The organism is Algoriphagus aestuariicola (assembly GCF_017254835.1).
GTDB classification, from domain to species: Bacteria; Bacteroidota; Bacteroidia; order Cytophagales; family Cyclobacteriaceae; genus Algoriphagus; species Algoriphagus aestuariicola.
On sequence record NZ_JAFKCW010000005.1, the window covers coordinates 214,385 to 237,734 of the forward strand.

The window sequence follows — 23,350 nt, forward strand, 5'->3', positions numbered from 1 at the left end:
CAGCGCTCCATACAGCTATTCGTGGTCGAATGTTTCGGCCGGCGAGTACAGCATCACGGCCAAGGCGACCGACAACAAGGGGGCCGTTACCAGCTCCGAGGCGGTGAAGATCACGGTAATGGCAAACGCGAGCCCAACGATTAGCCTGACCTCGCCTTCCTTAGGCGGGCAGTTCAAGGTTGGGGAGACCGTCTCCATCGCGGCGGCTGCGGCGGACAGCGACGGGGCGGTTGCCAAGGTGGAGTTCTACAACGGGACCAGCCTGTTGGGTGCTGACACCAGCGCTCCATACAGCTATTCCTGGACGAATGTTTCGGCCGGGGAATACAGCATCACGGCCAAGGCGACCGACAACAAGGGGGCCGTCGCCACCTCCGAGGCGGTGAAGATCACGGTAATGGTAAACGCGAGCCCAACGATTAGCCTGACCTCGCCTTCCTCTGGCGGGCAGTTCAAGGTTGGGGAGACCGTCTCCATCGCGGCGGCTGCGGCGGACAGCGACGGGACGGTTGCCAAGGTGGAGTTCTACAACGGGACCAGCCTGTTGGGCACGGACACCAGCGCTCCATACAGCTATTCCTGGTCGAATGTTTCGGCCGGCGAGTACAGCATCACGGCCAAGGTAACTGACAACAAGGGGGCCGTTACCAGCTCCGAGGCGGTGAAGATCACGGTAATGGCAAACGCGAACCCAACGATTAGCCTGACCTCGCCTTCCACCGGCACACAGTTCAAGGTTGGGGAGACCGTCTCTATCACTGCGGCTGCGGCGGACAGCGACGGGACGGTGGCCAAGGTGGAGTTCTACAACGGGACCAGCCTGTTGGGCACGGACACCAGCGCTCCATACAGCTATTCCTGGACGAATGTTTCGGCCGGGGAATACAGCATCACGGCCAAGGCGACCGACAACAAAGGGGCCGTCACCACCTCCGAGGCGGTGAAGATCACGGTAATGGCAAATGCGAGCCCAACGATTAGCCTGACCTCGCCTTCCACCGGCGCACAGTTCAAGGTTGGGAAGACCGTCTCTATCACTGCGGCTGCGGCGGACAGCGACGGGGCGGTGGCCAAGGTGGAGTTCTACAACGGGACCAGCTTGTTGGGCACGGACATCAGCGCTCCATACAGCTATTCCTGGACGAATGTTTCGGCCGGGGAATACAGCATCACGGCCAAGGCGACCGACAACAAAGGGGCCGTCACCACCTCCGAGGCGGTGAAGATCGCGGTTTTGGCTAACGCAAAGCCTACGGTTAGATTGACCTCGCCTTCCTCTGGCGGGCAGTTCAAGGTTGGGGAGGCCGTCTCCATTACGGCGGCGGCTGCGGACAGTGATGGGACGGTGGCCAAGGTGGAGTTCTACAACGGGACCAGCCTGTTAGGCACGGACACCAGCGCTCCATATAGCTATAGCTGCAAGAATCTTTCCACCGGAATACATAGCATCACGGCCAAGGCGACCGACAACTATGGGGCTATTGGCACCTCAGAGTTGGTGAAAGTCGAGGTGGCTGAGGCAAGAGATACTTCATCCAATCAAGAAATGACTGGAGGATTGGCAGATGGATTGGTTTCATTTTATGAGATGGACACTAATGTTTCTGGTGTTCTCGTGGATTCGCATGGCAACAACCACGGGACTAATTCGTCGATTGACCAAATCAAACGTGGTAATGGACATTCAAACAGGTATAACGGGAAGTCATCTGTTTCGAATGTACCACACAAAAGCAGTCTCAATCTTAAGACTGAATTTACCTTGATGGCTGATGTCTACCGACTCGCGCAAGGACAGGAACACGGCAGTATGATTGTCGGTAAAACTTACTCATCCTCTCAGCCCGACACGGAAGCCTATTCCATATCAATCACCAAAGACAACAAGATCAGGATCCGGGCAAACATTGGATATAAGAAAGAATGGGTTTCTTCCAAGACAGTTCCCGAAGGAAAATGGGTTAGGGTAATTGCGACCTACAAGTCTGGAGAAGGATTTAGTTTGTATCTGGACACCACAAGTCCCGAAAAGAGCGGAAAGTTCTCGGGAACACTATACCAATCCAGCCAAGGGTTGACTATAGGGGCATCCCGTGCAGCATACCGTAGAAGGCTCGAGGGGAGACTGGATAATGTTGCCATTTGGAACAGGAAACTTTCGACAACTGAGATCGAAAAGCTCATAACCTCCAAAGCCGCCTCTTACGCTGGTCTTATTGGCAACCAGACCTATACAGTTACGATGAGAACGGTCACTAACCAATTATCAGACGATGTTGCGGCACGTACTTCGATAGAAGCTGAGGCCGGTGAAAAATTGGTGTTCTTTGTTGAAGGGGAGCAGGAGGGAGAAATCATATTCGATTACTGGAGCGTCGATGGTGCGAAAGTTAGCGAGCAATCGCTTTTTGAGATGAATATGCCTGAAAGGGATATTACCCTCACCCAGCACTTCAAATCTTTCGAGGCTCCAGAAATTAGGATTTTCCTACCGGAGGGGAAGACTGAAGTTGAGGCGCTCAGCACAGTTCATATAGGACTTGAAATAGAAGTGAACGATGCTCAAATCGAGAAAGTTGAACTATACAATGGAGAGACTCTAGTAGGTGAACTCGTGGATAAATTCTCTGGATTCGACTGGAAAGACATTCCTGAAGGAACCCATGAACTGGCCGCGAAAATCACAGATGCGAGCGGGAAAACCTATTTCTCCAATCCCGTCGTCCTCAAATCGGTTAGAGACTCGGCAAATGACATGAAGCAGGTGCTCTTGGATTATGTGATTGGTCCAAACCCCGCAGTAGAACATCTCAATATCATGTTTACGAACTTGGATAGGACCTACGATTTTGAAATCAACGTGGTTTCAATGAGTGGTCTAATCCAAAAGACAGCTAATGTGAGACCTGACGGATCTAAGGTGACCATTGATGTTTCCGACTTGAAAAACGGCGTTTACATTCTTCAGTTGAAAGCAAATGGCAATGCAGTGACAAGCAAAAAGTTTATTAAACAGTAAATTGTGTCGTGCCAGAAAACTAAACCGGTCAACAATGGCGGGTTCTGGATTCTCAAAACGGCTTTTTGAATAATCTCCGGTCTGGGGTCTATCATGATCTCAGACCGGAACATGGTGTGAAGATGAAGTTGACATATTGAAATGGACACTTCTCACTTTGTGAAATCGAACGTGGTAAATAGGTGTCTGTCGAAATGTTGTGGCTTTAACTATGCAAAAATGGTCGGAGTAAAGATGCATTTTGGCCAAGGCTAACATCAATGATGAGTAATGTTGTCAAAGATGTGAGTCGAACAACCAACTCCCAATTATGTCGCTAGTTTTTCTTAAAATGTAAAAGACCTTATTGAATCTACTTTCAAAAAGGTCTTTTTGATTTTCGAGAACTTCAAGAAAAAGACTAGTTGGTCAAATTTTTCCCGATTCAGCGTAATGTTGTCGAACTAGTATTATAACCATCGTTCACAACAAGAATGCAGAATATGTTGGTGTTCAGAAATCTATTCTTTCTGTCCCTCATTGTAGCTTTTGGCTACAAACTGTTTCAAAAATCGCCAGTTGTGATGAGCTTTTTTTTGGCATGCCTGCTCAAGGTTGATCTGATGATTGGGTTCCATACGATTTTCTTGAAAAGTTTGTTCGAGAATATTCAAACTGAATTTATGCCTTCCTTGCTGGAAAGGGGGAAATTCATTTTGAATACGAAAAAATTCATTTAGAGTGCTACAAATGAGGTCCTTTAAATTGCGCATAAACTGCACAAAGATTGCCTGTGATTGAAAGTCTGCAGTGGTTAGCTTGAGTTACTCAGTCAAAATCCTTGTCATTAATTGAGCTGATTTCCATCTATGCTTTTGCCCCGTCCGGAAGTAGCCCAAGAGAAACCAACTACGTTGATTTTCCCTTTTTTATTGAAGGGATGATTAGGTGAATTAACTAAATCATTTTGCAGATTTGACCATAGTTTGGTCAATTTTATATGCTATAAGCCCTGTTTTTATCTATAGCGTAGAATATCGCATACCCAGAATCACCTCACCATTTAGGTGTTTATTTATTTCTCTCAACCATCAACCTAGTAGATCTAATGAGTAGATCTACGAATAATTGCTTATGAAAAAAAAATACACCTTCGCACTGTTTTGGTACCTTTTGTTTACCTCATTGTATGGTATCAATTCTTTAGCAAATCCTTATTCACTACTTAAGCCCTATGCTGTAAGTAACGATTTGCTCACTGACAATTTTTCTCATTCTATGGGTAGAAAACCTAATGAAGCGGGAGAAGAACTTCGTTCCAATGAAGATGATTTTGTTATCAGAAGAAAAGTAGATTTTGAAGATCATCCCAATGGATATTACACCAACACCCAATACAAGTCAGATTGGAATAATGGAAGCTTGTATTTTCCAAACACCACCCAAATACGGACGGTAGACGGAAGTAAAGTTTTGGCAAGTTTTTTTCCAAAAGGAACTTGGGGACGAGGAGGTGGATTAAATCAGTGGCCTGAGTTCCGTGATAGTCCGGACAATATTACGGAGATCTATTGGACCTTTAGAATCAAATACCAAGGGAATTTTGACTGGGCGCTTGGGGCCAAACTTCCTGGAGTCGGATTTGGCCTTGCGAGCAATATTGCTTCAGGAGGCGAAGGTCTTAAGGTTGGAAATCAGGGAGCATCATTGAGATTGATGCAGGTTGCGGGCGGTAAGCTCAAGATGTACGTTTATCACCATAATATGGGAAATAAATATGGGGATGATATGGGGCAAGGTACTTTCGGACAATTGGAAAGGGGAGTATGGCAGGAGTTGACCGTCCGTGTGGTTGCAAACCAAAACGGTAAGGCCAATGGAATCATGCAGGTTTGGTTGGATGGGGAGTTGGTGGCTTCTGCTAGGAATATTGAAATGAGAACCTCCGCTAGTCCCCAGACGATTCGTTCAATAGCGCTAAACACGTTTATGGGTGGAGACGATTCAAGGTTTGCGCCGGATCATGATCAGTTCATGTGGATGGATGACATGCATTTTTGGCAGTATAGCAGCGAATTTTTGGCAGCAAACCCATCTGTAGCCCGTGGACTCGAACTCCATCCTGAATCCCACAAGCTGTATACTCCGATTTCAGGATCGGCTGGTTCGAATGCCAGACCTACTATCAGTATCACTTCTCCGGAATCCGAAGCACGATTTTCTGTGGGAAGCAATTTTTCTATTGCGGCAAATGCGACGGATAGGGATGGTACAATCGCCAAGGTTGAGTTTTACGATGGGAATAATCTGTTGGGAACTGATACCAGTTCTCCCTACAGATACTATTGGTCAAATGCAAAGGCGGGTTTATACACGATCACGGCAAAGGCGATAGACAACAAAGGAGCCTCAACCACCTCTGATGAAGTTGAAATCCAGATTGGAAGCAGTGAGCAGGTGGAGAATGTGTCGTCCGATTCTGGGGTGGAAGCTGGATTTTTGGATGGTTTGGTTTCATTTTATGAAATGAATACCAACAGTTCCGGAGTTCTTCGGGATTCGCATGGCAGTAATCATGGGAATAATTCCTCGATCAGTCATACTACTGGCTTTGACGAAAAAGGGAACCGATATAACGGTTCATCCTCTATTTCGCGTGTTCCGCACAGCAACAGTTTGAACTTGACGACAGAGCTTACTTTAATGGCTGATATCTACCGAGAGGGATCCGGTCAATATAGCGGCAGCGTGATCGTCGGGAAGACCTTTTCTTCGGGATGGCCTCAAAATCAGGCTTATTCTATAGCTATCACCGGTGATAACAAGATCAGGATTCGAACATATAGCGGAAAAGTGAGGGATTGGGTGTCCACGCAAACTGTTCCGCTAAGAAAATGGGTTAGGGTAATCGCGACTTACAAATCAGGGGAGGGCTATACTTTGTACCTGAACACAACCAAACCTGAAAAGTCTGGAGATATTTCGGGAACTTTGTACCAATCAAGTGAAGCATTGACTATTGGGTCGGCTCAAGCCGGGTACCGCAGAAGGGTGCAAGGGGTTCTTGACAACGTGGCGATCTGGAACAGGAAGTTGTCCTCGAGCGAGATCGAAGAACTCATAACCACCAAAGCCACCTACCCCGATTTTGTAGGTGGGCAAACCTATAGAGTAGCGGTGACATCAGACACCGATCAGACACCCGTTGATGTTAAATCACAAACTCCGATTGAAGCCCAAGCTGGCGAAAAATTATTGTTCTTTGCAGAAGAAGAAATAGAGGGAAAAGTTGAGTTTGACTATTGGAGTCTAGATGGAGTGCAGGTCAGCGATCAAGCGGTTTTCGAACTGGATATGCCTGAAAAAAACGTCACACTCACCAAACACTTTAAGTCTTTTGGTGCACCAGAAATTAGGGTTGTGCTTCCAGAAGGAAAGTCTGAGTTTGAGGCTTTCGGCGACGTTCATATCGAACTTGAGATAGAAGAGAACGATGCGGAAATCAAGAAAGTCGAGCTCTACGATGACGAAACCTTAGTCGGTGAACTCGGAGAGAATTCCTCTGGAATCGATTGGACCGGAATTCCTGAGGGGACTCATGAGCTAGTGGCAAAAGCCACTGACGCAAGCGGAAAAGTACATCTCTCCAGTCCGGTGGTTTTGAAAGCATTTAGAAGTCAGTCGAAAGACATACGGCAGGTACTTTTGGACTATGTGATCGGCCCAAATCCGGCGATGGAACAGCTCAATGTTATATTCAAGAATCTGGATGGCATCTATGATTTTGAAATCAATGTGGTGTCAATGAGCGGCATAATCCAAAAATCCGTTGCGGTAAGACCTGAAGGTTCTGAAGTTATCATCGATGTTTCTGATTTGAAAACTGGTATTTACATTTTGCAATTGAACGCAAACGGCAATGCCTTGTCAAGCAAAAAGTTTATAAAGCAGTAAAGGGAAGCCTTCAGAGTCAATTTGCCTTTCTCTGAAGCATTTCAAAGATACTTTGCAACTATTCATCGGCTTGGGGTTTGTTGAGATCCCAGGCCGATTATGTTCTAATGGAAAGTGTCGAATGGCTGTAATGAAATCCTAGGTTCGATTGCTATGAGGATTTTCTAGAAAGATCTACAGATAGAAGAATTGGGGATAAAAGGATCGAACCCGGTCTAAAAAAAAAGACTCCCAGGGGGATAGAGGATTTACAGCGGTTCGGTGACAAATTTCTTCAGTTTTGTACCGAAGGTGCCACATAACAATTGCCATCAATGATGGCGTCGATGATTTCTGAAAAGCACCTAATTGGCTCTAGCCTAGGTTTGTGTAATCGGGATGTAGTCTAAAAATAGCCCAAAAAATAAGCTTTGTAAGCAAACGCTCTTTGTGGAAATGAAATCTCTAGGTATTAATGGGGATGCGTCTGTTTTGGCTCAAACAAGTTTAAAAAAATAGACTTTAAAGGAGTTTTGAAGTCTCCTTAAGCCATCATGTGTTGAAGTAGGCTTTTACAGACTATATATACATGTTTGATTCTTTGGAAATCCCCATTGTTATGCTGGATGTTGAACCCCTTTTTAATACGATCAGACCAATTCGGCTACTATGTTGGTATATTTGCTTGAGATATGTTCTTTGCTGAATTTCAGAAATCCGTCTTTACTTTTCATGAGGTTAATAGATTTTCGATAGTTGGAGTTTTCTTCAAAAATCTTGACTATTCCTTCTTGTATTTCTTTTACTGACTTATAATGTACTTTTTCGCATACTTGTAAATCATCAAAATATCCATCAATGCCTGATTTTTTTGAATATAGGACTGGTATTCCTGAATAAAGTGCTTCGACGAAGACCAATCCGAAAGTTTCAGGAAAACTTGGCAAGATGAGGCCTAGGTATTTGCTATACATAGCCAAAACGTCTAAATGATCTGCTTTGCCCAAAAGTCTAAATTGTGAGGGGTATTTACATTTACTAATGTAGGAATTTATTTTTCCAGCTGATTTTCCTCCTCCTACAATATCCAGTTTTAGTTGGGGATATTGCTTATGGACTGCGTCCATGGCCGCTATAGTTCGCTTTATGTTTTTTCTCTTGTAGGAATCCAAATGGAAGACTGAAACAAATCGATCTGTGTATTGTTCATCTCTTGGGGATTCCAGAATATTGTTGAACTTAATAATGTTTGGCATTACAACGCTGTTGCTAGTACAGAAGTTTTTGCCGTACATTCCTTGTATTTCTTTTTTTGTCCAAGGAGCTAGAAAAATTATTTTTTTTGCTTTTTGAAGGGTTCGTAAGAAAACGTTCCGGTTGAATTTCAGGACTTTAATTAATTTGAGATCAGTATCGCCTCTTACAGAAATAAGATAAGGGATCGAGTGTTTTTGGGAAAGATGACTTGCAATTAGGCCTTCAAAAGTGAGCTTATGTCCATGAATTAAATTGAACTGTATCCTTTCCCTCGTGATAATTTTGTCGATTTTTTTTGCAGCCAGAAACATCCATAATCTAAGTCCTATCCCAAAAGGTAAGCCAAATACTTTTAGCGAATATCCATGCGGCTCTTCTCTGTATGAGAAGTCAGCAAAGGGGTTAGCCGTCCTGTTCAAAGAGAATACGATATTCCTAAATGTAGTTTGCGCATCTACCAAATTAGAAACAGCCTTGGTTTTTTGGTTGTTTATACTGTCTGGATAATCAAATGAGATATGAATTAGACATTTGCTATTTCTATTCATATTCTTGATAATTTATTCTTGTAAAAGCCGCCAAATGTCCAACATTGCTAACAATGTTCAAGAACCATCGGGTTCTTTGGATTTTAAATGGAAGGCATAGTATAAAAACTACTATGCTTATAGGTAAAAAGATAGCAGGTCTTGCGAAATAATATACTGTTGCAGGGATCTTGTTTTTAGAATTTTTGATTTTTATTGAGGTGAAACCTCTGCCGGTTCGGAACTTTCTTTGGGACAACCATTTGATATTGGCCCTGTCGAATGGTACATGGTCGTGAACAATACCTTCTTTGCAAAAAACTAGTTTTGCGCCTTTACTTTGAATTTTTTCGAAAAGATTAGCATCCTCTCCACCAGTCAAACCATCCCTTGGATCGAAGGGGCCTTCGATTCCCATTAGTACATTCCTTTTTATTAGACAGTTTGTCGTCCTTTTGTACTTTGAAATTTCTCCTGTGTTTTGGATAGGTCGATCGAAGAATTTTCCTTTAATGAACAAATCTGATACTTCTTTGTCAAAGTAAGGTAGCACTGTTCCAAATACGCCGTCTGCGTTGAACTTGTTCAAGCAATTAACCATTTCAAAAACCCAGTCTTCGTCTGCATAGCCATCGTCATCAATAAACATGATAAGGCTCCCAGTCGCCATTTCCACTCCCTTATTTCTAGTTATACTGATGTTTTTGATCGGCTGCGTATAGTATTTTATGGTCAGATCGGATCTTTTTAGATACTCTTCTACAACTGTTCTTCCTTGCTCGAGCTCATCGTTGTCCACAATGATAACTTCAAGTTTCCATGTAGAATCAAGTTTTTGATTTTCGAGACTTTGAAGTAGTTTTTTTAAAAGTTTTGGTCGCTTATAGGTATTTACGCAACAAGATATCTGCATTGTGGAGGTGGCTTTGTTCTAAAAAATCGATTTGATTTAAATCGAGATTTATATCGGTTGGGTAGTCTGTTTTGAGATTTTTGATTCTATTAGCTTTTTTAACAACCTGATTTTTTGGGGATCTAATTTTCTTATTTTGTCTAATAGTGTTTTCTTTTTGTTGTATAGAATAGTTTGGAAAATGTATAGGGAAAAAATAGTGGAAATTAGGTAGTGTATATGATAGAATGTACTTCCTGTTATTGCGCAAAAATAGATGTAGAAAAAGTAGTACTTGATATAGATGTACTTTTCTGGGATCTTGTATTTATAAACTTTGTAGCCAATTAATGCCCATGCTATGACTGGAATTATTCCGAAATAGGAATATATTCCGAATATGCCGATGTCTGGTATAAACAAACCTTTTTGTCCTAGGTTGTCTATAAATTGGCCATATTCACTTCGTTCATGGCCCATTCCGTTACCCAGTATTTTGTTAATAGGTGTAGGGGAAAACTCCGTTAGAAAATAAGTTCCTGCAATATATCGTATGTCCTTAGTTCCATCTTCGGTTTGTTTTTCTTGCTGTTCTAAAATCCCTTCAATGACTGGAATTTCAAAATCACTTAAAAACACACCACCGATTACTAAAACTATACTTATGGCTATTTTTTTTGACAATGAAATGTTTTTTGCGAAATGATAACAATAAATCAGGATTGTAGGAACAATGTACGTTCTTGTTGCCTGCATGAAAGGTATGATGATGCCTAGAATTAAAAGGATAAACCAGAAAAATTTGTATTTGGATGCGCTGTCCGTAAGTTTTGTTACCGTCATACACGTAAGCAACCAAATCACCCCTGCTCCGGGGAAGATAATTCTGATAATACCTCTAGATTCCCGGTATTCGTCGTCAACCATACCGAGGTTGAACATTACGTTATAGGGATTGGCAAATTGATAGAAATAGCAAACTATGTAAATTAATCCAAATATGATTATTACTTTTTCGATCATGTCAATAGGCACTTCTATTTTTAAGAGTATGAAAAATATTGGCCAAAGGAGAAAAGGAATGGTGATTAGAAATCCTAAGGGAATTGATTGTCCCCACGTTAGATATGAGACAAGTATTGAGAGTAGCATAGCTAGTGTCAATAGCTGTATTGGTACTATAAACCCTGGTCCTTTTCTAAAGGAAAGACTGATTCCTATCGCAACAGCAAGTGCTAGAGAGGCGATTCTGAAATATTTAAATATTTCAGGAAGGAATGTTGCAAAATAGTAGTTTAAACTAACTGCTGTTAGAATAATCAGGATGCAGAATATTAGTGTTTTATTTTTCAAGTTTTTACCATTGACAGTGAGCGGACTTTTTTGTATGCAAAAGCTATGTATGTTCCACTAAAACCTACAGCTAGTATCACTTTGTAATAGATTGAGGCGTCGCTCATAGAGTAGGAAATCATGAATAGGAGTAAGCTCAAGAGCCAAGTAAGTTTTTCTTCTGAAATCTTGATGTTGAGTTGCTTTTTAAATTGGTGCCAGATATAAAACTCATAGATAACGGCTGATATAACGAACCCAAGGGATATTCCTAGCGCTCCATACAGACTTCCAATGTATAAGAATGGAGCCGAAATCAGTAGATTAACCAAGGCGACTTTTGTAATTAGCTTCTCACGATTTGAGGCACCAAAAATTACCGTAATAAAGTGGTTTATCCCATTTAGAAAGAGATACCAAACTTGAAATTGTATCACCTTGATAGCCGGTAAATATTTTTCTGAGAAGACTAATAGAATGATATCTTTTGAAAATAGGGTGAAAGAAAAACAAAATAATGCCGTCAATCCGATAAAAAATGACATGCCGTTTGAGATCAATCCTCTGAACCTCTTACGATTTTGTAAGAACATAGCTGAGATGTTTGGGAAAATGGCAGTCAATGAAAAAGTAATGACCAGCTGCACTGGACCCATAAGTTTTTTTGCAAGATTGAAGTATCCTACCTGTTCTTTATCCGAATTTATATCTAGTAAATTGTTTGATAAATGAAGCATTGGTAGTGAAAGCAACATCAAAGTAAAGTACGGCCAACTCTCAATGATTAGCTGTTTGGAGGAATTTAGAAAGGTTGTTGTTTTGCCAACGATGAGTTTAGATTTTTTGAGAAGTATGAAGTATGATAGTGTTTGGATGATAGTGATTATAATATATGAAATTACCAATATATCTATAGAAAATAGATGCGTTGGAATTAGAGTGACTATCAAAAAGTATAGAAAATTCATTCCTGACTTAACGATTGAAGGAAAAAACATTTTCTGATATCCTATAAATACATGTTCTAGCAGATAGAATAATGATGTCGATAGAGAATAGCCTCCGAGTAATAATATTTGCGCTGAGTTTAGAGTTCCTAAAAAATGGTTGTAAATGAAGTATAACCCAATCGTTGCGGATATTGTAATTAATCTTAATTTTATTCCATTTACAATGAGGTCGTTTGACTTTTCTGGTTCTCTAGCCAGTGTTCTTATAATAATTGATTTTGTCCCTAGCTCACTGATTGCAATTAATAGCATTCCCTGAGCTATAATAAATGAGTATGTTCCGTAGTCCAATGGCGATAGCTCATTGGTTATTTTAATAACCGTGAGCAGCATTAATAACTGCGAAACTATGCTCCCTAATGTTAAATAACTAAAGTTTTTTACTACTTTATTTCCGAATACTTTTTTTAAGTCCATTTAATTTGTGGTAGCTGATCTTGCGTAGCATAATCATTTGCCTTGTTTTTTGGTTGGATAGTTGGTTTTTTCTGCTACAATTGTCAAAGATCGAGCAGTATTGGTGAATTCTTTACTTGTGTGCCTTGTCAGAGCGGAATTTTCTTACTTAACTTGGAAATATTTTATTGTTAGAAAATGAATGTAAATATTGCTTTGTTACTAGATTGAATTGTAGAGTTTGTTTCGATATATTGTTTTTAGTAGTAATACTCTAAATAGACCTTTAAATGATAGTTCTTTTTGGTTTTTAGAGAAGAAAACAAAAATTTCTAAGATATTGTTTGATTTTGCGTAGTGCTCTAGGATGAAATCTTTTTGTTTTTTGATTTTGTTTTTGTTTAACTCAAGTAAGTATGACTCTGGATAGATGCAGCCGACTTTGGCGGTAGTTGCTTTAATAATGTCTGAGATTGTTCTATCCATTAGATCTACGTCTTTGAATCTTTTTTGTAGATTTTCCTTTGACATACTGAAATTTCCGAGAAATCTTCGATATTTCAGGAGAACCTTTTGAGTAAAGCCAATGCCGTTGTATGCCAGTTTGGTCCATGTGATCTCATCGCATCCCCATCCTGAACTATCTCTGGGAAAGCCTCCAATTTCCTTCAACGCTTGAGTATTAACTATGAAATCTGACAAATATAGAGTTCGTTTACTACGCATTCTTTGATATATAAAGTCAATTTGTGACTCTACTTCCGGACAATTTTCCGAAAAATCCAATAATGAACCGTTTCCGTCTATTCGCTGAACTCGGCAATGAAAGACTTTTACTTCTGGGTGTTTGCTAACGAGTTGTGAAAATTCCATGAGGTAATCCGGTTCCATAATATCATCGTCGCTCATTATGGTAAAATATTCACCTTTTGCCTTTTCCACAATTGAGTTGAAATTCGCAGTCATTCCAAGCTGTTCCTTGCTTTCATAATACTGCACATTTTCCTGTCCAATCCAACTGGAACATATATTTCTAATTTCGGCTATTTTTTCTGGCGTATTTGCATTGTTCTTGATAATCAGCTCGAATTCTGTAAACGTTTGATTTTTTATGCCGTCAAGTGCTTCTTGCAGGTATTTGGTTTTGGTGATGGGTAATCCTATTGTGAATCTCATCTCGATGAATTTAAAAAGCTGTTGGATTAGGTTGGATGGTGTGTAAGTTTAAGGAAAATTTAATAAATAGTTCGATTTTGAAAGTTCGTACTGTTTAGGCGTAAGACATTTGGGATAGGATTTTGGTTGAGAGCGTTTCGCCGATAGAGAGGGAAGAGGTGGCAGCAGGTGATGGCGCATTTAGCACATTAAAAGTACGGTCTCCCTCCATGATGCAAAAGTCATCTAAAAGACCCTCGCTGCGATGGCAGGCCTGAGCTCGTACCCCTGCGCCTCCAGGCTCGAGGTCATCTTGTGTGATTTCGGGAATCAGTCTTTGAAGAGCTTTTGTGAGTGCGGATTTACTGAATGAGCGGTGGTATTCACCCAGGCCCACCTTCCAATACTTTGCCATTACTTGTCTAAATCCTGGCCAGGCAAGGGATTCGAAGAATTCCTTTAAATCGAAGCTGGTCTTCTTATAGCCTTCCCTTTTGAATGCCCACACCGCATTTGGGCCGGCTTCGATACCACCGTTGATCATTCTTGTGAAGTGGACTCCTAAAAAAGGGAAATTTGGGTCTGGGACAGGGTAAATTAGATTTTTGACAAGATATCGTTTATCTTTTTTTAGTTCGGTATACTCGCCCCTGAAGGGGATGATTCTTGTATCTAAGCTGGATCCCGATAATTCAGCAACTTTGTCCGAATAGAGACCAGCAGTATTCACGACAAAGTTGCTTACATAAGTCGATTTTAATGTCTCTATGTAAAATTTCGTTCCGGATTTTCTAATGTTAGTCACCTTGGCGCCAGTGATGATTTCGCCCCCATATCTTTTTTTAAAGATGGAAGCGTACTTTTCACTGACTGCCTTATAGTCAATTATTCCTGTATAGGGGACGAGCAGGGCGGATTTGCCAACAGCGTGGGGCTCATATTCTTGAATTTCCTCCGCTTTGATTTTTGTAACCCGGTCCAGGCCATTTTGAATGGCCCGCTGATAGAGTGTCTCCAGTCGCGGAAGTTCCTCGTCTTGGGTTGCAACGATGAGCTTGCCACATAGTTCGTAAGGGACATCCTCCTTGTTGCAAAAGTCCAATAGCATCCGGTAGCCGGTCGTACAATTGATTGCCTTTTGACTCCCCGGTTTATAATACACCCCGGCATGGATCACCCCGCTATTGTTACCCGTCTGATGCTTGGCTACGACATCTTCTTTCTCCAATATCGCAATTTTCAGATCAGGGTTCTTTTCCTTGAGTTTCAAGGAAGTTGCGAGCCCTACGATCCCCCCGCCTATGACTATTATGTCATACTTCATGTTTTTAAACTAAGAAACAGTGGATGATGGCGTTGTCAAAACGCCTTGGCCAAAGTAGCGGACCTGCTCTTCCCACATTTTATCGCAGAGTCTTCCAGCAGGTAGTTCTACATCTTCGAAAGTAAGTACCGAATCTTTACTGATATCTTTCTTCAGAATACAGCCTTCCGCCAATCCTATTGGAAGTAGGTTTTGTTCCAACGAAGTTTCATAATTTTCACATAGACCATAGGTCATATAGCAACCCAATCCATCCAGCGTATCCCCTTTTTTAAGGTCAATTTTTGCAGCAGCTACTACGCTAACCATCGGTTTCCCTATGGGGGCCAAGGCCGCATCATGAAAAAGGACTGCCCTCGCAACCGTCAGGGGCACTTCAAAGTGACATAGATGGTAAGGTGTGTAAAAGAGGTAGAGAGGGCCCGTTCCCAACTTGTACAGATTGAGATAGTGTTGCTGCTTAGGGTCGTCATGTGTGCCCAATACAAAAACTCCGGGTCCAGGGTCAGCACCAACAACATAGTCGACGATCCCGTTTCCTTCCAGCAAGGAGGCAAGCGGATATAGATCTTGAAATACGTCTTTTAGAGGAGTGCCGCTTGGTACCGTCGTGCCGTACATTCCCCTTTTTGCCACAGTCATGCCCGTTCCATTCGCAACTATAGCCTGTTCAAATGATATCTTTGTGCCATCGGCAAATGATGTGACCATTTTGGGATTTTGTCCCCATTGCTTCGCAAAGCCTTCTTGAGTGGTTGGATTTCTGTAAGGATCATGAAGTCCTTTGATATTACCACAGAGTACTGGTTTTACACCCAATGATTTGACAAAACGGTAAAGATTCATCTCAACACCCGGCTGGTCTCCATCAGCATTGGTGACTATCACTCCGGCTTTATCAGCGTACACTTTCAGGATCGGACCGATAGTTCCATCCACTTCAGCGTTCATTAGTATGACATGCTTTTTGTGTTCAAAAGCCCTTAATACTAGATGTGTTGAGAATTCAATTGCACCGGTGACTTCTATAATAGCGTCTATTCCATCTGCTTCGCAGATGATGTTAGCGTTATCCGTAATGGTGAATTTTCCCTGACGGATGTTGTTCTCCAGCTGGTCTTTTTCTGTAGTATATTCTACATTCTCGACTCCGGCCTCGGTGTAAGCTCTCTTTGCTTGCTCAATCGTACGGTTAAAAATCGCCACCAGCTTCATGCCGGGGACGGAATTACAAATTTGGTTGGCAATGCCGCGACCCATAAAACCAGCTCCGCTCATTGCTACACGTACAGGATTGTTTTCTTCCTGTCGTTTTTTTAGTGCACTGTCTACAATTACCATGACGTGTTATTTTAAATAGTTTGGGTGACTTTGATCTTTTTCGGATACGATGGTTGGCTCGATGGGCCACTCTATACCAAAAGCTGGGTCGTTCCACCTGATTCCAGACTCGGCTCCAGGGGCATAAAACTGTGTTACCAAATAGCTCACTTCACAATTGTCCTCGAGTGTAATGAAACCATGGGCGAAATCCTCAGGCACAAACAACATTTTGTGGTTGTCTGCGGTAAGTTCCACTCCAATCCATTGCTTATATGTCGGCGATTGAGGTCTGAGATCTATGATCACATCAAAAATAGCCCCCCTTGTACATCGCACTAGTTTGGTTTCCTGGTAGGGGTCATTTTGATAGTGCATCCCTCTTATGGTGCCTTTTTTCAAACTCAATGAAGTGTTGACCTGTTTGATGTCGGCTTTGAGTCCATGTTCAGCCATTTCATTTGCACACCAAGATCTTCCGAAAAAACCCCTGTTGTCCTCGAGTTTTTTGATCTCTATTACAAAAGCCCCCTTTAGTTTTGTCTCAGTAAATATCATATTGTATCTGTTTTTGCCAAGCCCAACTTAGATCTTGATTTAAAAAGTTTTTTTGTTGAAGGTTGTTAAGTACCTCAAGTCGTATGAATTGAGACTTTCTATAGTTGGAATCTTTGAATCCCATTTCTTGAAGATTGGAGTAAAGCTCCCTGATTGTAGTATGGAGATCATAGACGGGCTGGTGGTCGGGCGCCAGCTTTGCAAACAGCTCGAAATTGACTTTGTAAGACCGTTTGTCAGGTTGGGCGTTTGGATTTACAGAGACTTTGACCCCTGGTATCACTTCTGCGACGGCATTGGCCAGTTCTACCACCTGATAGTTCCAAGTTTTGGAGCCGGTGTTCAGTACCAAAAAGCTGCCACCCTGTTCGGCTTTGCGTTCTATACCGAATCCAATGGCGCGCCCCATATCCGATACATGGATGAGTGGCCTCCATGGGGTACCATCGCTCAATATTGAAATTTCCTTGGTTGTGACGGCTCCGGCCACAAAATCGTTTAGTACCAGGTCCAGTCTCAGACGATTGGAATGACCACAAGCCGTGGCAAACCGGAAACAGGTAACAATGAATGTCTCGTCTGCAACTGCTGCCAAATCGTTTTCGGCTGCAACTTTGGATCTCGCGTAAGCAGTCAACGGATTCAAGTTGTCGGTTTCGACTTTTGCATAGTCGTCCGCTTCCCCGTAGATACTGCAGCTCGAAGCAAATACAAACGACTTGACTCCCTGTTTCTTGGCAGACTTAGCCATTCGTATCGCGGATCTGTAGTTTACATCCATCGTTACCTCTTCATACTTGTTGCCCATGGGGTCATTGGAAATTGCAGCCAGATAAACTACAGCATCTACACCTTCGAAGATGCTTTCCTCAAAATTTCGGACATCTCCGAAGATTTGCTTGTCCAATTTGTTTTCAGGGGAAAAGTCAACATTGGTAAAACATTTTGAAAAATAGCCCATATCATATCCGATAAGTTCACCATCGGGATATGAATCTCTTAGTTTCGAGATCAAACTTGGACCTACATAGCCCAGGTTTCCAGTAATCAGGATTTTCATAGAAGTTCTTGTATTTGGTTAAAGGATATTTATTAGTGTTTAAAAAGGAATGGTACTGCTTGGCCGAAAGCCAAAGCCATGGGCCGGGGAACTACCAACTTTTCCAAGGGGCTTCCCCATTTTCCCAAAGAGACTGAAGGACTTGTTTGTCCCTCAAGGTATCCATCGCCTGCCAAAATCCCAGGTGTCTGTAAGCAGACAATTGGCCCTCTTCCGCCAGACTTTCTAAAGGACCTTTTTCCCAAACGGTTTGGTCGTCAGATATATAGTCAAGCGCTTTGGGATCGACAATGAAAAAACCTCCATTTATCCAAGCATTTTGCACGCCGTCGCCTTGGGGTTTTTCGGTAAAAGTGCTTATTTTCTCATCCTCTCCCGATAGTGTAAATACACCGAATCTTCCTGATTGTCTTACGGCCGTCAGCGTGACTAACGTATCCGATTTCTTGTGAAACTCAATAGATGCGGTGATGTCCACATCACTGACTCCGTCACCATAGGTTAGACAAAACGGCTCATCCTTGACGTAGTCAGCAACCCTTTTTATTCTGCCTCCCGTCATTACATTTTCTCCCGTATCTACCAGCGTCACTCTCCAGGGCTCTCCGTTTTTACGGAGTACTTCCATTTCATTCTTTTGAAGATCAAAAGTGATATCTGAAGTGTGCAGAAAATAGTTTGAAAAATATTCCTTGATCATGTGCCCCTTGTAGCCGCAACATATCACAAAATCAGTAATGCCATGTGAGCTATAGATTTTCATGATGTGCCAAAGAATCGGCTTGCCTCCTATTTCTACCATAGGCTTGGGTCTTACTCCGCTTTCCTCGCTTATTCGGGTACCAAATCCCCCCGCTAATATTACTGCTTTCATAAAAATTTGTTAGGTGTTTGTGAGTATGCTATTAGATATTGTCTATGTAGTCTATTAGATAGTTTACAATTTCCTTGTTGCTGGATTTATAAAGTGTCGGTTCAAAATTTTTGGCTTTGGGGATTAATTCCGCAAGGTCATCCGTTTCGTTCCATGCGATAAGGTAGTTTGCGCCTGCGAATTCTTGGATCAGCTCGACTTGGTGATCGTCCACATGCTCACCGTACTTTGCCAGTCTGGCAACGGCGATCATTTTTTTGTTCATTTTTAACCCCTTGATTATTGACCCTGTCCCGGCTTGCGTGATCACAAGATCTGCTTTTCGGTATAGGTCCAACAATTCATCCAAAGGAAGGAAAGGAAAGAATGTCATACGCGGACTGTCATAAACAGTGTGGCCATTTTGGACTATTACTTCCTCCGAAATCACCCCTTCTTTGAGCAGCCTGTCTAATTCTATAAGCGGTCTTTCAAATTTGAGGGGGAATGTACCCAACAAGACAAGTATCATAAGATTCTTAGTGTTTGAATTTATAATGTCAAAAAATGTTTGAGGTCTTGCTAAACCAAGATCTTCAATAGATGGATCCTAGGTAGACTGAATTCTTATAGTGGTTTGTCATGCCTGGCCACTGGACTAAAAACTTGTCTGCAATGGGATAAATCAGATTTGCGGAAGCGGCTTTAGAGTTTATTCTTGCATACGAAAGAATCCAAACTACTTTAATGCCCAACAATTTTCCGATCAAGCAAAATGGTATTGCCGTGTGACTTCCTGTCGTCAATATGACTTTTGGCCTATGCGCCAAAATTAGACGGGTAGAGCTAATTGAATTTCGGATAAGAGACAGGTAGAATCCAAAGTTCCTGTTTTTACCCTCAGGTCTCGCACTGACAAACTTAACGTTGTAGTGTTTTGCAAGTGGGATAGTGGCAGGGGCCTCTTCTGTCACCAGCAGATAATCATATCGTTCAAATAACTCTTTCAGTTCTAAAAGTTGAGCTAAATGTCCTCCGTCCGAACTAACAAGCAGGATTTTTCTTTTTCGGTCTGACATGGTTTTTCATTTTTTTGGAAAAATCAGGACATGGGTCTACTTGGCCTGGTAGTATTTTTTGCCATAGGTCCCTCCGTACCCATAGATCATTTCCCCGTCAGCGTCATTCAGAACGATCAATGGCATTTTGAATTTTTTGTGTTTCCTGATGTCTTCAACCGTTTTTACTTGTGCTTTTGTTGAGTAGTTATATCTCAACATGAAGATAGTGACATCAACAAACTCGTTCAAAATGAATGAATCCGAGACAAGGCCTATAGGAGCTGTATCTATGATCACATAATCAAATCTTTGGGAAAGTTCCTTCAGCAATCGGATTAATCGCTCACCCGACATCAATTCGGCGGGATTTTCGGGGATTTTTCCGCATCCCAGCACCGAGACGTTTTGGGCCATAGCTAGGGGATGGATGATATCATCCAACTGATATTGCTCGTCTTCGAGATACTCTGAGAGCCCTACGGGGACATTGATACCTAAGGACGATAGCATGGCCGGCCTACGTAGATCAAATTCGAGAACTGCAACTTTCTTGTCCACCAGACCTAAGCTTATGGCCAAGTTTAAGCTGAAAAATGTTTTCCCTTCACCGCTCATTCCTGAAGTGACCATGATCACTTTGTTGCTTTTGTTGTAGGTGGTAAAGGCAAGATTGCTTCGGATAAACCTAAACTGTTCAGCGATCATCGTCCGCTTGCCTTTTGAAATGGCAATCATTCCGTTCGCATCCTTATTTCGTGATATTTCGCCCAATATCTTCGTGCTGGTGAGTTTCTCTACATCTGTTTTTAGCTGTATTTTCTCTTGCCAAGCGTCCTTCAAATAAATCAGACCGAAAGGAAAAGCTAATCCCATTATTAGTCCGAATGCATAAATCAGTTTCTTGTTTGGGTTGACAGGAAGATCGGTTGGTGTCGGGGGTTCAATCACCTTCGAGTTGTTGACTGAGCTTGCGGCTAGCGATAAAACTGCTTCCTCCCGCTTTTGAACCAATAACAGATAATGTTGTTGCTTTATGCCCTGCTGGCGACCAATATCGAGTAGCTCTCGTTCTATTGTTGGTGCTTGGGCCGCTCTGCTTCGAAATTGGTTGTCTGTTGCGCTTAGATTGTCTCGAGAGATTACCAGACCATTTTTAATGTTTCGAAGGTTTTCGACAATGCTACCTCTGAGGCTGGTTAGCTGTTGGTTGATATTTAGTACAATTGGATTGTTCGGCTGGGTTGTTCTCAACATCCTTTCCCTCTCTCTTTGAAGTTGGTTGAACTGTGCGATCAATGCGGACAGGGTCGGATCTTGTATACTCAACGTACTTGGTACCATCTCATAGTCGTTACCTTGCTTGGTCAAGTATTCTTCAATGGACTCCAAAACTTCAATTTGAATAGAAAACTCACTCAACTTTTCCCGGTTGATGGTAGTGCTGCTGAGATAAAGCTCCGCTTCTGCGCTTACATCTGTAATCGAGTTTCTTAGTTTGTACGATTCTGCTTGCTTTTCGATAGAATCGAGCTCAGAGGACAATCCAACTAGTTGTGCATCGATGAATTTGATTGTGTTTCTCGCTGCGACATTCTTTTCAACCTCCGCTTCTTTATTGTATACTTCGATTAGTTTGGATAGAATTTCCTTGCCTTTGATCGGGTGCTCATCCAGCATGGATAACTCGACAACACTGGCTAGTTTGTTTACAATGTCTACATTGAGTTTTTCTGAAAAGTATTTTCCGGCGCCTACCGGATCATAGAAGGCAATAACTATTGGGACATTTTCCAAAGTGAAATTTGGTACTGGGCGGTAAGCAGGATTTTTAACAATGGAAAAGGTGCCAAAATGATTTTTGATCGTCTGCCCAAACTTGATAGTCTGTAGTTCTCCGGATGGAGACAGTATATAAAATTCCTCGTCGTTTTTAAGATAAAAAGTGATCTTGCTCTCTTCAAGTAACTCTGGATCGATGAATTCATTTTTTTCACGGATAACTATCGAGATCGGAACCTCACTACCATAGATTTCCTTCCACCTTCTCCATCCGTTGGGGATATAAAAGGCATTTGAGATGTTTAATTCCTCAAATACTTTTATCATAAGGTTTTGAGCCTTAAGCATTTCGGCTCCGTTTTCTACAGATGACGAGGATCCGTAGCCCAATAAATCCGTGATAGTGGCTGCATCGCGAAAATCTGCGCCCTTCTTTTCGTCTTTTAACAAAAGCTTACTGGAGATCCAATATTGCGGTGTAGCAAAATAACAGTATGCACCAGCGATCCCTAAGCATATAAAAAGTCCCAGAGCAAACCAATACCATTTACTATAATACCGGAAGAATAGCATTTTAAAATTGGGGGACGCCTCCTCTTTGACAGGTTGTGTTTCCTCTTCTTCCAACTCGTTTAATAAATCTGATAGTTTCATGGTTTTGAATTTTTAATAACAGAGCTAAAAAGACTGTTTACCAATTGTTCACTTGAATTAGAATAATGGTTACTAAGCTGAACATCATCGATATTAGGGCAAAAGTTCTGGGGTTCGAATCCGATTGGATTGTTTTTGTTTTATACGGCTCGACATATATCACATCATTTTGCTGAAGGTAAAAATACGGAGAAGACAATACGTTTTTATCATTGAGATTTAGTCTCGTCGTACTCCGGACTCCGTCTTTTTCCCTGATTACCAGCACGTTTTCCCTGCGTCCATAGGCTGTCATGTCGCCGGCAAGCCCCAATGCTTCCAAAATTGTCACTTTTTCGGTAGGTATAATAAAGGAAGATGGTTTTTGAACTTCGCCGAGTACAGTTACTTTGAAGTTTAGTATTCGAATATTGATAATTGGATTTTGCACATATTCATCAAGTAAGCTAGACATCTTGTTAACTGCTTCCAATTTGGTCAAGCCTTTCAGGTTGATTTTTCCAACTACAGGATAATTGATGAAGCCGTCCTTGTCGACCAGGTAACTTTCGTTTATCGGGGTAGAGACCACAGTATTCCTGGTGTCGCCTGAAGGCATTAAAACACCCGCATTGAACAGCATATTTGATTCAGCATTCAAACTTGTGACGGTAATGCTCAACAAGTCATCTTCTTGTATCCTTTGTTGGATTAATGAATCAATTGGAGTTGAAAACGTGGAGTCGGTGTCAATGTCGCTAAAATATGTTAGGTTTCTTTTCGAGCAGGCTAGGCTGAGAAATGAGATGAATAACACCAAGAAGAGATTTTTCATGTAGTTTGAGTCAATTGAGATCTGTAATTTAATTGTGCTGATGGCGCTTTACAGCTTCGCCCTTTCAGTCACAGAATCAGTGCCTATCAATATATGAGATATTTTGGGGAAATGCCTAAGTTCAAAGCAAAATGTTTGGTTGGCCAAACTGCTTGGCAATTCCTGAATTTCCCGTATTTTCCAAAAAAGGCTGTTAGTTATGTGGTGTAAATATATGTATTTGAAATACAAAAACAATAATATGAAAATAGATTTTATTCTTTTTGACTTAATTTTATTTTTTCACTGAGGTTTGTTTAGTCGATTTGGAGTGGTGGGGGACAACGGGATTTTTAGCGCGACCCAACTGTGGTCTCCGGTTCCTAAGTTTCGAAATTGGATCGGAGGCAAATCTGTAGTCTCAGCGGCTCAAGAGAGGCAAATTGCG

At 41.9% G+C, this 23,350-nt stretch carries 16 protein-coding genes; 2 read left to right on the forward strand and 14 right to left on the reverse strand.

From position 1 onward, the window contains the following. Both J0A67_RS20190 and J0A67_RS20195 read left to right on the forward strand, forming a co-directional pair. Positions 1 to 3,019: Ig-like domain-containing protein (locus J0A67_RS20190; protein ID WP_206571200.1), on the forward strand; the 3,019-nt coding region annotated here is incomplete at its 5' end. Between the two features lie 1,257 nt (positions 3,020 to 4,276). Further along, positions 4,277 to 6,952 carry an Ig-like domain-containing protein gene (locus J0A67_RS20195; protein WP_206571201.1) on the forward strand — a complete coding sequence of 892 codons (2,676 nt, stop codon included), beginning with the start codon at positions 4,277 to 4,279 and terminating at the stop codon, positions 6,950 to 6,952. A gap of 629 nt (positions 6,953 to 7,581) precedes the next feature. On the opposite strand, the gene J0A67_RS20200 is transcribed toward J0A67_RS20195, so the two are convergent. The 14 genes from J0A67_RS20200 to J0A67_RS20265 all read right to left on the reverse strand — a co-directional run bounded on the left by J0A67_RS20200 (position 7,582) and on the right by J0A67_RS20265 (position 22,923). Next, a complete protein-coding gene (locus J0A67_RS20200) occupies positions 7,582 to 8,736 on the reverse strand; it encodes a glycosyltransferase (RefSeq protein WP_206571202.1) in 1,155 nt (384 codons plus the stop codon). Beyond that, positions 8,729 to 9,628 (reverse strand): glycosyltransferase family 2 protein, encoded by a 900-nt coding sequence (locus tag J0A67_RS20205; RefSeq protein ID WP_206571203.1) that lies wholly within the window; start codon positions 9,626 to 9,628, stop codon positions 8,729 to 8,731. The genes J0A67_RS20200 and J0A67_RS20205 overlap by 8 nt, the downstream gene beginning before the upstream one ends. A gap of 48 nt (positions 9,629 to 9,676) precedes the next feature. Then, positions 9,677 to 10,960, reverse strand: a complete 1,284-nt coding sequence (locus J0A67_RS20210) for a hypothetical protein (protein ID WP_206571204.1) — start codon at positions 10,958 to 10,960, stop codon at positions 9,677 to 9,679. Then, the gene (locus J0A67_RS20215; RefSeq protein WP_206571205.1) at positions 10,957 to 12,366 is read right to left on the reverse strand and encodes an oligosaccharide flippase family protein; all 1,410 of its coding nucleotides are present in this window, start codon (positions 12,364 to 12,366) and stop codon (positions 10,957 to 10,959) included. The genes J0A67_RS20210 and J0A67_RS20215 overlap by 4 nt, the downstream gene beginning before the upstream one ends. A 201-nt stretch (positions 12,367 to 12,567) precedes the next feature. Next, positions 12,568 to 13,521: a glycosyltransferase family 2 protein gene (locus J0A67_RS20220; protein WP_206571206.1), complete on the reverse strand. Its 954-nt coding sequence runs from the start codon at positions 13,519 to 13,521 to the stop codon at positions 12,568 to 12,570. A gap of 94 nt (positions 13,522 to 13,615) precedes the next feature. After that, positions 13,616 to 14,824, reverse strand: coding sequence for an L-2-hydroxyglutarate dehydrogenase (gene lhgD, locus J0A67_RS20225; RefSeq protein ID WP_206571207.1), 1,209 nt, complete (start codon positions 14,822 to 14,824; stop codon positions 13,616 to 13,618). Positions 14,825 to 14,833: 9 nt separating this feature from the next. Next, complete coding sequence (locus tag J0A67_RS20230) at positions 14,834 to 16,165, reverse strand: NAD(P)H-dependent oxidoreductase (protein WP_206571208.1); 1,332 nt, start codon at positions 16,163 to 16,165, stop codon at positions 14,834 to 14,836. Between the two features lie 6 nt (positions 16,166 to 16,171). Beyond that, positions 16,172 to 16,702 carry a dTDP-4-dehydrorhamnose 3,5-epimerase gene (rfbC, locus tag J0A67_RS20235; protein WP_206571209.1) on the reverse strand — a complete coding sequence of 177 codons (531 nt, stop codon included), beginning with the start codon at positions 16,700 to 16,702 and terminating at the stop codon, positions 16,172 to 16,174. Continuing rightward, positions 16,689 to 17,762, reverse strand: a complete 1,074-nt coding sequence (locus J0A67_RS20240; RefSeq protein WP_206571210.1) for an NAD-dependent epimerase/dehydratase family protein — start codon at positions 17,760 to 17,762, stop codon at positions 16,689 to 16,691. Before J0A67_RS20240 ends, rfbC begins: the two co-directional genes overlap by 14 nt. Positions 17,763 to 17,853: 91 nt before the next feature. Continuing rightward, positions 17,854 to 18,636, reverse strand: a complete 783-nt coding sequence (gene rfbF, locus J0A67_RS20245) for a glucose-1-phosphate cytidylyltransferase (protein ID WP_206571211.1) — start codon at positions 18,634 to 18,636, stop codon at positions 17,854 to 17,856. Between the two features lie 31 nt (positions 18,637 to 18,667). Next, positions 18,668 to 19,147, reverse strand: a complete 480-nt coding sequence (gene pssE, locus J0A67_RS20250) for a PssE/Cps14G family polysaccharide biosynthesis glycosyltransferase (RefSeq protein ID WP_206571212.1) — start codon at positions 19,145 to 19,147, stop codon at positions 18,668 to 18,670. A 64-nt stretch (positions 19,148 to 19,211) separates the two neighbouring features. Beyond that, entirely contained in the window at positions 19,212 to 19,694 is a 483-nt protein-coding gene (gene pssD / locus J0A67_RS20255; protein WP_206571213.1) for a PssD/Cps14F family polysaccharide biosynthesis glycosyltransferase, read from the reverse strand. A gap of 36 nt (positions 19,695 to 19,730) precedes the next feature. Continuing rightward, complete coding sequence (locus tag J0A67_RS20260) at positions 19,731 to 21,782, reverse strand: GumC family protein (RefSeq protein WP_241265276.1); 2,052 nt, start codon at positions 21,780 to 21,782, stop codon at positions 19,731 to 19,733. A 364-nt stretch (positions 21,783 to 22,146) separates the two neighbouring features. Next, complete coding sequence (locus tag J0A67_RS20265; protein ID WP_206571215.1) at positions 22,147 to 22,923, reverse strand: polysaccharide biosynthesis/export family protein; 777 nt, start codon at positions 22,921 to 22,923, stop codon at positions 22,147 to 22,149. Between the last annotated feature and the right edge of the window lie 427 nt (positions 22,924 to 23,350).